The following is a 13098-nucleotide window of genomic DNA, read 5'->3' on the forward strand; positions in this document are numbered from 1 at the left end:
GACGCCCGCCGTACCACGCTGGGAAGTGACCCTGAAGAAGGAGGATCGACGTGTACGCGACCGTAGGCGACCGGCTCCTCGTCCACGGGACCACCGTGGGTGACAGGGACCGGCCGGGACTGATCATCGAGGTACGCGGTACCGAAGGCTCCCCGCCCTACGTCGTTCGCTTCGACGACGGGCACACCGGATTGGTGTTTCCCGGGCCGGATGCGATTGTCGTCCCAGTTCAGCGGGGATCATAAGATCCGTCAGGTGAGATCTCAGACGTTCGAGGTGAGCACGGGGACCAAGGAACGGGTGTACGACATCACCCGGCGGTGTGAGGAGTTCGCGCGGTCGTGCGGGGGAGACGGGTTACTCCACGTGTTCGTCCCCCACGCGACCGCCGGGGTGGCGTTGCTGGAGCTCGGCTCGGGCAGCGACGACGACCTTCTCGGCCTGCTGGACGATCTGCTCCCGGCCGACGACCGCTGGCGACACGCCCACGGTACGCGCGGTCATGGCAGGTCACACGTGATGCCGGCGCTCATTCCGCCGTACGCGACGATTCCGGTACTGGACGGCAGGTTGGCGTTGGGGACGTGGCAGTCCGTCGCCATCGTGGACCTGAACGTCGACAACCCGGAACGACGTGTCCGTTTGTCGTTTTTGTCGGACTAACAGATAACGGTGCGGGTCACCGGTCGTGGCGACCGTTGACGACGATGGGTCACAGCGTGTGGACTGTGCCGAAGCGGCCTCACAGGGGCCGAATGAGCCCGCCGGAGGCGGGGCCACCCAAGCAGGAGGGATACACGTGAGCGCGACCGCGGGTCAGGCGCAGGGCGAGCGCGGCCTGGCCGAGCGACTCGGTCTGAAGCCGGGTCAGGTGGTGCAGGAGATCGGCTGGGACGAGGACTCCGACGAGGAGCTCCGCCAGTCGATCGAAGAGCTGACCGGCAACGAACTGGTCGATGAGGATTCCGAGGACGTCGTCGACGTCGTGCTGCTGTGGTGGCGCGATGGAGATGGTGACCTGTTCGACGCCTTGAGCGACGCCATGACCGGTCTGGCCGACGCCGGCCAGATCTGGGTGCTGACTCCCAAGGTGGGCCGGGAAGGTCACGTCGAGCCGAGCGACATCGGGGAGGACGCCACGACTGCGGGCCTCGCCCAGACCAGCAGCGTCAGCGCGGCCCGCGACTGGTCGGGCACGCGCCTCGTCGCTCCGAAGGGACGTCGCTAGAGCTCTTCGCTTCCCCTGCCGTACGGCTCACACCGGCCGTACGGCAGGATGGGTGTGCTTCGCGGTCGTCGGTCCGCCGCGGGCTCACCGGAGACCTCGGAACCTTTCCGGCCTGCGGCCCACCGGGATCGCCGGGGCTTCGGGGCTCACGCGCGGGCTCGGGCCCGCGGGCTGACGGGGAAAGGAGCGGCATGGCTGTCGAGGTGGGCGAGAAGGCTCCCGAGTTCGAGCTCCAGGACCAGCACGGCGCCCCCGTGCGCCTGTCCGGCCTGCGGGGCCGTCGAGTCGTGCTCATGTTCTACCCGCTCGCCTTCACCGGCGTCTGCCACGGCGAGCTCGGCGTTCTGCGCGACGAGTTCGTCGCGTCGCTGCCCGACGACGTCCAGGTGCTCACCGTGTCCGTCGACTCGATCTTCGTCCACCGGGCGTGGGCCGAGCAAGAGCGCTACGCGTTCCCGCTGCTCTCCGACTTCTGGCCGCATGGCGAGGTGGCCAGGGCGTACGGTGTCCTCGATGAGGAGAGGGGCGTCGCGCTGCGCGGCACCTTCATCATCGACGCCGAGGGCGTGGTCCGGTGGAAGGCCGTGAACCCGATCCCCTTGGCGCGCGACATCTCCGAGTACCACCGAGTGCTCGCGACAATCCCCTAGAGGTGTGCGCCGGGCCACGACCTGGCGAAGACGAAGGCGGTGGCGACGATGCCCTGCTATCGATGCGGGATCCGGCAGACGGACCCGGAGCGCGGCGCGAGCCCCTGGCGGCGTGGGGTGCACCGTGAGGCCCAGGTGCTGATCTGCCCGTCCTGCCAGCGCGAACATGACCTCGAACTGGAGCACTGCGGGTCGTGTGGTTCGACGCGACTGATCTGCAGGCTGGGCGAGGTCGAATGCCGCGCCTGCGGGTGGGTGCGCCCCGCGCGCTCCGGGGAGCCGGAGGCCCCTCTGGTCACGGCCGGTGCGCCCGGCCTGTCGGAGGAGGTCGAGGCCGCGCTGAGCCGCGTCCTCGGACGACGACCCGGCGGCTGACCCTCTCGCCGGACGGCTGTCCGAAATATCGGGTTCCTCCGGTTTTGACTCATGCACTTATTTGAGCAAAACTGCGCGGGAATGCGCAGCAGTCTTCTGGTCCTGCAGCGCGCGGGGATATGTGCCACCACTCCGCGCCGCCGGGCCGTGGCCCGCGCGCGATCGAGGGCGAACGTGCCGCGCCGCGGTATGAAGATCGCGAAAGAGGGGAACGACTCCGTGCAAACCGCCACCCAAAGGAGCACCCCCACCCCTCGCCACCCCTCCACCCGCACGTGCGGGCCCACACCGGCCCTCTCCCACCGACCCGCCCTCCCGGAAGCCCAGCCCACCGCCCCGGCCACCCCGGCGACGGCAGGCACGCTCCACTCGCTCACACGAGCCCGGCCCGCCGGTCCGGTCACCCTGGTCACGGCGCGCCCAGGCTTGTCGCACCCGGTCACAGAAGCCCAGAAGGCCGTTCCGGTCAGGCCCGGCGCGGCCCCGTCCTCCTCCGCGGATCCCGACACCCCGGCCAAGGCCCGTACGTACGCCGATCCAGTCACCTACCACCCCCCGTCCGCGGCGGTCACGCCTCGCGCCGTCACCGCCGCGGTTTCGTCCACGACCACCATGGGAACGAGGGCAGGCGCATGAACAGCTATGTCGTGGCTCTCGACGTCGGCGGCACCTCCATGAAGGGCGGCCTCGTCAACGCCTCGGGCGAGGTGCTGATGACCGAGCGGCGCGTCACGCCTCGCGCCGACGGGCCGCTGCGCGTCGTCGAAGCGATCCGCTCCTTCGTCGGTGACCTGGCCGCCGCGGGCCCCGGCGCGCCCTCAGGCGTCGGCCTCGCCGTCCCCGGCCTCGTCGCCGAGGACCGGGCCGTCTACTCCGCCAACATCGGCTGGAAGGACGTCCCCGCCACCGACTTCACGCCCCTCAACGTCCCGGTCCGCCTCGGCCACGACGTCCGCACCGGAGGACTGGCCGAGAGCGTCCTCGGCGCCGGACGCTCCGTCCGGGACTTCCTCTTCCTCCCCATCGGCACGGGAATCGCCGGCGCCGTGGTCGTCGGTGGCGCTCCGTACGGCGGCTCGTCCGGCTGGGGCGGCGAGATCGGCCACATCCCGGTCTTCCCGGGCGGCGAACGCTGCGCCTGCGGCCAGATCGGCTGCCTGGAGACCTACGCCTCCGCCGCCTCGGTCGCCCGCCGCTACGCCGAACGCCTCAGCCGCACCGCCTCCCTCCGCCCCCCGAACCCCCTCCGTCTCCACCACTCCGCCGGTCTCCCCACCACCCCCGGCCTCCAGCCGCCCCCCGACCGGCAGGAGGGCCACACCACCCCGGCACCGTCCGGCCAGAACATCACCCCGGCACGGTCCGGCCAGAACATCAGCCCGGCACGGTCCGGCCAGAACATCACCCCGGCACGGTCCGGCCAGAACACCACTCCGGCACTGTCCGGCGAGAACATCACCTCCCTGGGCACATCCCCCTACGTCGACGACCTCACCGCCGCCCGCGGCCCCGCCACCGCCGAGGACGTCGTCCACCTGGCCATGCGCGGCGACCCGGACGCCGCGGCCGTCTGGGACGACGCCCTCGAGGCCCTCTCCTACGCCCTCGCCACCTACACCCTCCTCCTGGACCCCTCCACCATCGTCCTCGGAGGAGGCCTCGCCGAGGCCGGGCAGGCCCTCCTCGACCCCCTCGCCGAACGCCTCCAGTCCCGCCTGACCTTCCGCGCCGCCCCACCCCTGCGCCCCGCCGCCCTTGGGATGAACGCCAGCATGCTCGGAGCAGCCCTCCTCGGCTGGCAAGCCGCCGGCGTCCCCACCCCCGGCACCACTTGGCCACTCGATGTGCTCAGGTCCCCTTCAGTACCGTAAGGTGTAGCCCGACCGCCCCCACGAGGGGCCACGGGGGCGCTTAGCTCAGCGGTAGAGCACTCGCCTTACAAGCGAGGGGTCACTGGTTCGAACCCAGTAGCGCCCACCAGCCATAACACCCCCGCTAGTGACCATCTGACGGGGGCTCCGTGTCATCAGCGTGCCATTAGGCCCGCGATCTTGGGCGCCTGCGCGATGTTCGTTTGGTGTACTCAACCGCCGGTACCGTCGCCTCTCCGATCATGCCGTTCATCGCGTCGGCGATCTTCCGATCGGCTTGCGCGGTACTGTGCTGGTAGATCATCGCGGCCCGCACGCTGTCGTTGCCCATGCGCTCCATGAGATCGCGAAGGCTGACCCCGGACCCTGCCGCGAGCGTGTTCCCCGTATGCCGCAGATCATGGAAGTGCAGCCCGGGTAGACCGATCTTGCGCGTGGCGTCCGCCCAGTTGGTCGCCCTACGGAAGTTGCTCCACCGGAAGGTGCCGCCCCGGGATCCCGTGAAGATGAGCGCGTCGTCTCCCGGACCGGTGTACTGCGCGAGGTGAAGTTCCAGCGCCGGGGTGATCGCCGAGGGGATCGCGATGGTGCGCACTCCCGCCCGTGACTTGGGCGGACCGACGATCAACTATCAAGGCGACGGCGTTTCCGCCGCCGCACGGGCCGCCGCCGGCTCCGCCCGGCCGGGCGTGCGGCGTGGGCGCCGGTCCCGGCCGGCGGCGGGAACGCGGGCCGCCCACCGACCGGAGCACCCGCCGTACCCACGCGACCCGCCGCACCAGGGCGCGCCGTCGCCAGTGCTACGAGTGACCAGCGGGCATGGCCTCAAGGGCGCACCTCGCGCGCAGCTCTCGCCTCGCGACACCTCATCCGGGAGGTGCTACAAGTCAAGCCGCGCTCCGGCCCACTTGTACAGCGACCTGGGCAGACTGCCTGCCCTCATCTCACGTTGTCCGGGCTTTGCGCCTTCGGGCTCAATCGATCAGGTCGAATGAGGCCGTGAGTTTCTTGCTCTTCACAAGTGTTCCGTGGCATGGACCGAAATCTTCCAACCTGGTGATGTGCTACTGGAACCGAGATCACCTCACGACCGCCAAACATGTCTGCCCTATCTGCAATGATCACCCCAGTTTGATCGCATATGGGGAGGGATCGTCGATGAGCGGTGCAACGGCGGCGGACTATGCCTGGTTCGTCAAAGAGTGCGAGGAGCGCAGCGACGGCTTCTGCGTCACTTTCGTGCGAGACCTGTCTCCTGAGGAGAGTCTGCACCGGATCGGCGCCACCCTTGGTGACATCTCCGGTGAATGGGGCATCGAAGCCTGCGCGACCTCTGGAGGCACGGTCCTGATCGATTACGGCTACGCCGAGCTGCCGAACTTGCTCTCCCGCGGGACGGCGACAGCGAGGGTGTTCACCAATGGCAGTCTCGACGAGGACTTCGTCTACTCGGTCGACGGGGTGGTGGTCACGAAGTTTGAACCATGCTTCCCTGATTCGCGACGGGGCAGCGATCCTGACCGCCTTCTGGCTCATATGCGGGAACTGGGCATGCCCGTTGACGAGGAGGCGCCCGATTACTTCCCGACCCGGATCATGGGAGTCCTCGCTCTCGCGGAACGAGCCACCGGTGTGCACCTGTCACCTGCCTGCTACGCCATGCCCACCATCGTCGGTTCAATCGATCATCTGTACTGACCAAGCCATCCCCCTCAGTCCATAACCGGTGGCCGTGACGCACCGGGTTGCAGTTTGGGTTGCAGTTCACCGCCGTTCCAATCCGTTCCAGGAAGACCGTCGAGGGGCGTTGGTCCAGGTGGGACTGTTCTGAACACTGATGCCCCGAGCTGCTAATGCGGTTTGGGGCGTGCGCCGACGCCAGGGTGGTCTACGTGCCATCGCCGGGCCGGAGCTCGTGCCATTGCGTGCCAGCCGGAGATGATGGGAGACAGGTCAGCACCGTGATCACCGGGCCATTAGCTCGGAGTCGTGGTGGTCGACTCAGTTGACTGAGTCCGGCGCGTAGCAGGTCGAGAGCCGTTCCTCGCGATCTTGGCTCCCGCCCGGCTGTACCACCATGAGTACAGCCAAGGGGGGGCGGACGACGGCGGAGCTCGGCGGACGTCCACGGGCGCTGTCTCGGAGGTCAGGGCCTCTGACCTTCATCGAATCGAGCTTCTTCAATCCGTAGGTTCAGGGTTCGACACCCCGTCACAATCGGGGTGTGGGCCTGGACTCCTTGCTGTTGAAGGCCGCTCGGTTTTGCTCCAGCCACATCCGAACCGAGGCCGGCGTCGGCGTGGCCGGTGTGCTGGAGTACCTGGAACACGACGAATGGGAGATGGTCGCTCTCCTGCTTGAGGAACTCGGCGACGCGCACCCCCAGCCGCCCGAGTTCTGGGATCTGCCGGCTGATGCGGCCCGACTGATGTGGCTTGAGTCGCATGCCACCTGGTACCGGTGGCGGTGCAGAGAGGCCCGTACCGGTGCGCTCCGAGCTGAGCTGTGTCTCACCCGCACCGAGGACGGGGGCCGGAGAACGCCGGTACCTCCCGGTGGATTGCTCCGGCCCATGTGGGACATCGGCCGCAGGACGCCCGAGGGTGAACCTCTGTTCAGCATCGCCGCCCTTTGGATCGAAGACCGCACCCCTCTGAAGCCGGGTGGATGTAAGGCGGTGAGACTGCTTCCGCTGACTCCTGATCACTGGAACCAACTTGAATCGGGCGATGTGATCACCATGCACGAGATACGACGCACGCCGGAACCGCACGGATCGTCGAGATCACGCCACCTTTTCTCTCTGCTCCCTAGTCCCGGTTCTTTTTACGATCCAGCACCGCCCCATGCCGTTCCGGATAGACCGCCCGCGCCCATTGGTCAGGTCGAACTGCTATGAACGGCCAAGATCCGGACTGCTAATGCAGTCGGGGGTGATCGGAAGTCAGGGTTCGTTCCTCACCTTGGCTCACTGGGAAACATGGTTGATCACCGCACGCGGAACCCATGGTGCAGTTCGCAGGGAAGAGCTCCCACGGCAGGCGAATGTCCTCGACAGCCTGTGCGTCCATGCGGGCGGTGCACCAAAGCTATGGCCTGTGGGCCCTCGCCCTGGGCGTCTACCTGTACCGGGGCAGCTGGGGACCATGTCCTATACGCTCTTCCGGTGCCGACGTGGAGAAACGTGCGGACCGGCTGGCGTTCATGGGCGTGGTTCGGGGTGGCGGTGAGCGCTTCGCTGGTGCCGTGGGCGTTGCTGGCTACGACGACAGAGGGCGAATGGTCTTCCCCTCCCTTGCCGTTGGCGATGATCGCCAGCGATATCGCCGGGGCGTCGAAGCGAGATCCTCTAGTCCTCGACCTCTTCGTCATCGGCGTCCTGCCATTTCTCGTGGGCGTTGGCGCCATGGCATGGAATCGCACGCTGGTCGGGGTCATCAGCGGAATCTGCGGTGTCCTGGCCCTGCTCCATCTACCGCTTGTACTGAGAGAGCTCCCGCTCACCCTCCCGCCGGAGGGCATCCCCGCCGACGTGCTCGCGGACACGTTCGCCGGTAGTCAGCCGGACTTCCACTTCGGTACGCGCCCCGAGGGCGGATACTGGGCGCTGGCGCCCGTCGCCTACGCGGTCAGCGCCATCGCGCTCCTCGTTGCCACCCGGCGGGGAGGTCGCGGTGCGACGCGCGACGACTGACGCCGCTACGTCTTCTTGCCATCACCCCCCCGGAGCTAGCGGCGGACGTCAGGCGATGGGAGTTCTCCCGCGTCCGTGGTAGGGCCCTCGCCCTTGGCCGGATGACTGCTCGTCCGCCTCAACCTGCATACTTCTGCTCCAGTGGGTGGAGAAGCCGAGCGGACGAAGCGTGATCTCGGAGTCTTTCAGCTCCCTCTCCAGCGAGAGCGCGCGGGCCTCGCGCCCAGCTCCGAAGAGGACGGCGAAGAGAGAGAACAAGACTCAGTGGTTCTCAAGGACCAGCCGACTGGAGCGTGCTCCAGAGCCCGGCCATTCGCTACTACACCGCGAACGAATGATCAGCGATGGGTAGGTCATCCAGTTCTCCTTGCAGACCTCGCAACGGCATGTACCAGGCATCTTTCCTCTGGAGGCGTTGTATCCGGGCAACGTAAAAGTCCCGTACGCACTGCGATAGGGGATGCCTGGCACCGTGGCCCGGTCCTGTGAGGCCGGGAACGGAAGTTCGCGGCGATCATAGGGGGATTACGCGTTGACGCATGGCCTGTATGTGTGGATCTGTTAGAGGATCTGGCCTACCCGACTTTGATTGCCGCCCTCCTCGCGAGGTCAAAAGCACTCAGTGATGAGGTGCCTCGCATCGCGCCGCGCCGATCCGCACACCCTGACGGTCGAGAGCCCTTGCGTGGGGAAGCGCCAGGGCCCTCTGCATGGGTCGGCTACCGCAGGTTCCACTCGCCTTTCTGGGAGGCGAATCCGGAGTTCAGGCCGAACTGGAACTTAGCGAGCTTCACGGCCTCCGGGATCTCGTAGAGGATGACGCCCTTTCGGCTGTCGCCCGGTGTGATGGTCACCGAAGATAACAGCACGCCTTCGCGGACGTCGCCGAAAGTCGAGTTGTACTGCTGGCCCTGGTCGTCGATGAGCTTGGCCCCGTTCGATGGGCTGTCGTCGTACACGGCCTGCCCCTTGTTGGTCAGCTGCAGCTCGATGGCGACGTACCGGTTGCCGGTTTTCGGCCTGCTGTAGTCGTTGGCTGGTGTCGCTTTCTCCACGACCTTGGTCACGGTCACATCGATCTTCAATCCCGCGTCCATGCCCTCCAGGAGGAGTGTGGCTCCGACCGCCGCTGCGGAGGCAGGCGTGGCGGCAGGCGGCTGAGTGTTGGTCGACGGCTGCGCGGGGGTGTCATCACTGCGGGCGGGCTGTGACGCCTTCGGGGCCGTGGCCACCACGACCTGGGGTGTGCTGCTTCCCGCTAGGACGACGAGTGCGGCGCAGCCACCGAACAGCAGAACCGCGGCCACGCCGGCGACCATGAGAATGATCGGTGTGTTGGATCTCTTCGGCGGCGGGGGCGGGTAGCCGTATCCGTAACCGGGCGGCGGGCCGTACGGGGGCTGCTGGGGGCCATTCTGGTATGCCATCGCGGACTCCTGGGGAACGCCTGGTGGACTTCTCCTGGACGGTCGGCGGGCGCGGCGGGGTTACCGCGAGGCGCGCCTGGTGATCGGATTGTTAACTCGCTGCGAGTGGGTGAGCCTGCGGGACACCATGTTGCGTCGACCTGCGATGACGCTGTGGGTCAGTCGAACACTGCGGGCGCCCGCGAGTTCGCCGCCCTCCGCGGCAAGGTCCGCGTATGACCCGCTACGGCCTCCGCAGGCCGCGTTCAGAACGCAGGACCACGTCGTCGCGGGTGGGGCGCCCAGCGGTGTCCGGGGACGGGGTGGTGGTGCAGCACATAGGACTGGGCGGAGGGGACCCGGTAGTCCTGTCGAAAGATCTAACACATATAGCTTTGAGTTGCGTTGATGCAGGGGTCGGCGTGGGGGCCGTGGTCACCCTGGTGCGCGCGGAGCCGTCTTCACGAAGGCCAATTTCTTGAATGCCCCGACGACCTGGCAGCCTGGCCTATCCCCCCGCAGACAGGAGCACGCGGTTGAACAGTGCTATCGACAAGATCGCCTGGATCCGTCTGGACAACGGCAGGATCCTCAGCACCCGGTCGCGAGGCAAGAACGTCTACTACATTCCCGGTGGCAAACGTGAACCCGGGGAAACCGACCTCGAGACGCTCGTCCGTGAGATCGGTGAGGAATTGTCCATTGTCATCGTCCCCACGACCGCTACCCACGTGGGCACCTACCAGGCCCAGGCACATGGGCATGCCGAAGGCGTCACGGTGCGGATGACCTGCTACAGCGCCGGCCATCACGGTGTGCCCGCACCCAGCGGCGAGATCGAAGAAGTCGCTTGGCTGACCTATGCCGATCGCGACCGCGTGTCGCCCGTCGACCAGATCATCTTCGATCACCTACACCAGACCGGACAACTTCACTGACCCGAAGGACTGACACCGTTCACTGCCCGGGGCGGCGGCGGTCCGCGGCGTCAGAAGCGCACTGCGGCGATGCATGGAGATGGAACCCCTCGGCGCGGGGCCTCCTTGACTCGCGTTGTCCGAGGAGTATCTTCCGGTTAGGAAAGTTTCTTAATGGAAGCGCCATTTACCTTCGGAGTCGGAGGAAGCGCACATGAGAAGAAACCGGGCCGCGGCCGTGTCCGCCACCGCCCTGCTCACCGCGTCGCTGGTGCTGGGCTCCGCGTCTCCCGCCCACGCCGTACCGACGGGCTGCACCACCTGGCAGGAGGGGTACGTCGTCTACAGCCAGTGCACGGGCGGCACAGGCACGCAAGCGGCCTGGGCCAGCGGCGTGCACGTGAACCCCATGGTGGGATGGATCGAGATGAGCGGACCCCGGGTGGGGGTAGGCGAGATCTCATCGGTCAACTTCCGGGGCACCGTGTGGTACCGAGGCACCACCTTGTACGACTGACGAGACGCCGAACGGCATGACCGCGCCCTCGCCTCCGGTACGGAGACGGGGGCGCCGTGGTGTGCGGCTCAGTCGTAGACGCAGACCTTCGCGTTCTTCCCGCGCCCGTGGCGTATCGGCGGGGTGACCGCATCCGGTCACGGCGGTGATATCCGGACTTTGCTGGGCAAGCCCTCACGGACCGCTGCGCAGGAGAAGCCTTGCCCCGAAACGGCAGGCCTGCTCATGGCTGCGCAGAGGCGGAGCAACGGAAACGAGACGAGAGGACTGAGCATGCGGGCGTCCCCCTCCATCCGCCGCAAGGCCACGCTGTTGTTGATGGGAACGACGCTGGTGGGCGGGCTGTTATCCACGGCGCCGTCGGCCAGCGCCTTCGCCTGGAACTGCCGGAAGGTCATAGCGCAGGATGTGCGGTGGTTCGCGTCTTCCACCGGGACTACGACCAACCCTCCGCACGTCCTGTACAACGGCCACCGGTTCAAGAGCTTCGGCGTGGCCAATGGCCGCTACAGCGCACAGATCATCTCGCCTTACGCGGCCGCGGGCTGGGTGACCGCTGACAGCCAGTACGTCACGCAGGTGAGCGACTCCGAGTGCAATTGGTGATCGCGGCATTCCGCCGCGACGTGAAGGCGGCCTCACCGGCTGAGAGTGAGGCCGCCTTCACGTTGGTGGGGAATCCGCATCGACCTGTCTTTCATCTTGGTGACAGGGGGAGCACAGGAGCGGCTGCACGGCGCCCGGGCCGCGATGAGGGCGTGTTCGACGGGGTCAGGGTCGCCTTGCCGGGTAGGCCGTATGAGCGGCGCGCGGGTCGCCCAGGTGAAGGGGGAGCGGGATGCGTGAGGGACAGGCCGTTTCCGCTGCCGGAGCCGGGCCGGCCGCCGTTGCCAAGGCGGCGGCGCGGCTGAGGCGCGGGCGGCCGTTGCATCCTGATGGTCTCGTTCTTCGCGCCACGCTGCGACTGCAAGGGTGCTCCAAGCCGATGGGCGTCGCTTTCCTGGATGAGCCGGCGACGCTGACGGGCCTGGCCCGGCTGTCTCGCGCGGCCGGGTTCCCGCGTCCGTTGCCGGACATTCTTGGTCTCGCCGTGCGCTGGCCCGTGCCTGCTCACGGATCGCCCGGTCCTGGCGATGACGACGTGTGCGACCTGCTCCTGGCCACCACGGGACACACGGTCCTCGGGCGGCGTCTGCTGCGCCCGGCGAGGCGGTGGGCGCCCGGCCTGTACGGTTCGCTGTTGCCGTACGCGGCCGGTTCACGAAGGGTGCTGCTCGGCGCCGTCGCACGATCCTCGTGGTCAGTGCCCGCGAACCTCGGCGCGCTCGCCCGGACGGTGAAAGGCGGGCCGCTGCTGTTCGACTTGGCCGTGGCGTCCCCGCGGGGGCCGTGGCGGCGTTTCGGCCTGCTGGAGTTGACGGGGCCGGCGCTGCCGGACTCCGCCGAGCCGGTGCGGTTCGACCCGGTCCGGCATCCGATTCCCGGGCTCGAACCGGCCGGCGTGTTCCAGCGGCTGCGTGGACCGATCTACACGGCCGCCCAGCAGGTACCTGACCGTGGAGAGGTTCCTTTCTCACATACCACTGCCGACACGCGCGGCTGAGTCCGAACGAAGTCAGCGGGCCGAGGTCCGGCCGTGTCGGCGGTTGGGGGAGGACTTCTGGGGGGTGAACTGGGACAGGTCGTGGATGTGCAGGGCTTTTTCTATGTCGGCGACTCGGTGGACCACGGCGGTGAAGCCGCGTTGGCCGAAACGGCGGTGCTCCGCGGCCTCGAAGACCTCGCCCAGGCGGGCGAACTCCCCGGCGGGCGTCACCTTGCGGAAGACGGGGAACACCACGGTGTCCTCCCGGGACTCGTGGGGCTCGTACATGCGGATGAAGGCGGCCATGTCGGAGACCAATGCCTGCCGCTGGTGGGCCGAGCTTCTGGAATGGTCGGTGGCGGCGAGAATGCGGGCGGTCACTTCGCGTCCCCGTTTGTGTTGCAGTTCCAGGACCGAGACCGTGTGACGGAGTCTTCCGGCCTCGCGCAGGCGCGGGAAGACGTACTTCTCTTCCAGGTACTCGTGGTAGCGCTCGATGAAGTCGCGGATGACGCGCGCCCCGGCGTGCAACTGCTGGTGGGGCACCTGCTCGCCGCGCTGGATCCGCCGGATCCCCTCCCGGTACACCAGCAGGACCCTCTTCAGCACCCCGTGCTCGCGCATGAGGTCCTCCGGAGGGGTCACCCCCGGCTTGTGCCCATGCCCGTGGACCTGCGAAGGGGACGCCGCCGCGAGAGCCGGGGTGTCGGATCCGGGATGGACGGCGAGGGGCGTCGCGCCGGCCAAGGCGATGGTGGACAGGCTGAGCAGGTCACGGCGGCGCACGGCCGACGAGTGATGATCTTCCACAATAACTCCGTTTTGCCCGGTTCTCCGGTTCAACCGCACCGCACG

The 13098-nt window shown here is 67.7% G+C and carries 16 protein-coding genes and 1 tRNA gene; 13 read left to right on the top strand and 4 right to left on the bottom strand.

Annotated features, from left to right (window positions below):
* Positions 1-50: 50 nt before the first annotated feature.
* The 7 genes from BJ981_RS29070 to BJ981_RS29105 all read left to right on the top strand — a co-directional run bounded on the left by BJ981_RS29070 (position 51) and on the right by BJ981_RS29105 (position 4233).
* A complete protein-coding gene (locus tag BJ981_RS29070; protein WP_184616622.1) occupies positions 51-245 on the top strand; it encodes a DUF1918 domain-containing protein in 195 nt (64 codons plus the stop codon).
* 10 nt (positions 246-255) lie between these two features.
* Positions 256-663, top strand: a complete 408-nt coding sequence (locus tag BJ981_RS29075; RefSeq protein WP_184616623.1) for a YjbQ family protein — start codon at positions 256-258, stop codon at positions 661-663.
* A 136-nt stretch (positions 664-799) separates the two neighbouring features.
* Positions 800-1228 carry a DUF3052 domain-containing protein gene (locus BJ981_RS29080; protein ID WP_184616624.1) on the top strand — a complete coding sequence of 143 codons (429 nt, stop codon included), beginning with the start codon at positions 800-802 and terminating at the stop codon, positions 1226-1228.
* Between the two features lie 191 nt (positions 1229-1419).
* Positions 1420-1878, top strand: a complete 459-nt coding sequence (locus BJ981_RS29085; RefSeq protein ID WP_184616625.1) for a peroxiredoxin — start codon at positions 1420-1422, stop codon at positions 1876-1878.
* Between the two features lie 48 nt (positions 1879-1926).
* Positions 1927-2253 carry a hypothetical protein gene (locus tag BJ981_RS29090; RefSeq protein ID WP_184616626.1) on the top strand — a complete coding sequence of 109 codons (327 nt, stop codon included), beginning with the start codon at positions 1927-1929 and terminating at the stop codon, positions 2251-2253.
* Between the two features lie 632 nt (positions 2254-2885).
* Entirely contained in the window at positions 2886-4124 is a 1239-nt protein-coding gene (locus tag BJ981_RS38710; RefSeq protein WP_239139565.1) for an ROK family protein, read from the top strand.
* Positions 4125-4158: 34 nt separating this feature from the next.
* A tRNA-Val gene (locus BJ981_RS29105) sits at positions 4159-4233 on the top strand.
* 57 nt (positions 4234-4290) lie between these two features.
* Here the strand turns inward: BJ981_RS29105 and BJ981_RS29110 are convergent.
* The gene (locus tag BJ981_RS29110) at positions 4291-4719 is read right to left on the bottom strand and encodes a tyrosine-type recombinase/integrase (RefSeq protein ID WP_184616627.1); all 429 of its coding nucleotides are present in this window, start codon (positions 4717-4719) and stop codon (positions 4291-4293) included.
* A 563-nt stretch (positions 4720-5282) separates the two neighbouring features.
* Between BJ981_RS29110 and BJ981_RS29115 the strand changes: the two genes are divergently transcribed.
* A complete protein-coding gene (locus BJ981_RS29115; RefSeq protein WP_184616628.1) occupies positions 5283-5822 on the top strand; it encodes a DUF6461 domain-containing protein in 540 nt (179 codons plus the stop codon).
* Between the two features lie 448 nt (positions 5823-6270).
* Here BJ981_RS29115 and BJ981_RS29120 read toward each other — a convergent pair whose 3' ends face one another.
* Positions 6271-6570: a hypothetical protein gene (locus BJ981_RS29120; RefSeq protein WP_184616629.1), complete on the bottom strand. Its 300-nt coding sequence runs from the start codon at positions 6568-6570 to the stop codon at positions 6271-6273.
* A 780-nt stretch (positions 6571-7350) separates the two neighbouring features.
* Between BJ981_RS29120 and BJ981_RS29125 the strand changes: the two genes are divergently transcribed.
* Positions 7351-7818, top strand: coding sequence for a hypothetical protein (locus BJ981_RS29125; protein ID WP_184616630.1), 468 nt, complete (start codon positions 7351-7353; stop codon positions 7816-7818).
* A gap of 719 nt (positions 7819-8537) precedes the next feature.
* Here BJ981_RS29125 and BJ981_RS29130 read toward each other — a convergent pair.
* On the bottom strand, positions 8538-9245 hold the full coding sequence (locus BJ981_RS29130; protein ID WP_184616631.1) for a DUF4352 domain-containing protein: 708 nt from the start codon (positions 9243-9245) through the stop codon (positions 8538-8540).
* Between the two features lie 515 nt (positions 9246-9760).
* Here BJ981_RS29130 and BJ981_RS29135 point away from each other — a divergent pair.
* From BJ981_RS29135 to BJ981_RS29150, 4 genes are all read left to right on the top strand, one after another.
* Positions 9761-10162, top strand: coding sequence for an NUDIX hydrolase (locus tag BJ981_RS29135; protein WP_204070552.1), 402 nt, complete (start codon positions 9761-9763; stop codon positions 10160-10162).
* A gap of 193 nt (positions 10163-10355) precedes the next feature.
* Positions 10356-10658, top strand: coding sequence for a hypothetical protein (locus BJ981_RS29140; protein WP_184616633.1), 303 nt, complete (start codon positions 10356-10358; stop codon positions 10656-10658).
* A gap of 273 nt (positions 10659-10931) precedes the next feature.
* A complete protein-coding gene (locus BJ981_RS29145) occupies positions 10932-11264 on the top strand; it encodes a hypothetical protein (protein WP_184616634.1) in 333 nt (110 codons plus the stop codon).
* Positions 11265-11496: 232 nt separating this feature from the next.
* Positions 11497-12261 carry a hypothetical protein gene (locus BJ981_RS29150; protein WP_204070553.1) on the top strand — a complete coding sequence of 255 codons (765 nt, stop codon included), beginning with the start codon at positions 11497-11499 and terminating at the stop codon, positions 12259-12261.
* Between the two features lie 12 nt (positions 12262-12273).
* Here BJ981_RS29150 and BJ981_RS29155 read toward each other — a convergent pair whose 3' ends face one another.
* Entirely contained in the window at positions 12274-13053 is a 780-nt protein-coding gene (locus tag BJ981_RS29155) for a hemerythrin domain-containing protein (protein ID WP_239139566.1), read from the bottom strand.
* Between the last annotated feature and the right edge of the window lie 45 nt (positions 13054-13098).

This window comes from Sphaerisporangium krabiense (assembly GCF_014200435.1).
In the GTDB taxonomy this organism is placed as follows: domain Bacteria; phylum Actinomycetota; class Actinomycetes; order Streptosporangiales; family Streptosporangiaceae; genus Sphaerisporangium; species Sphaerisporangium krabiense.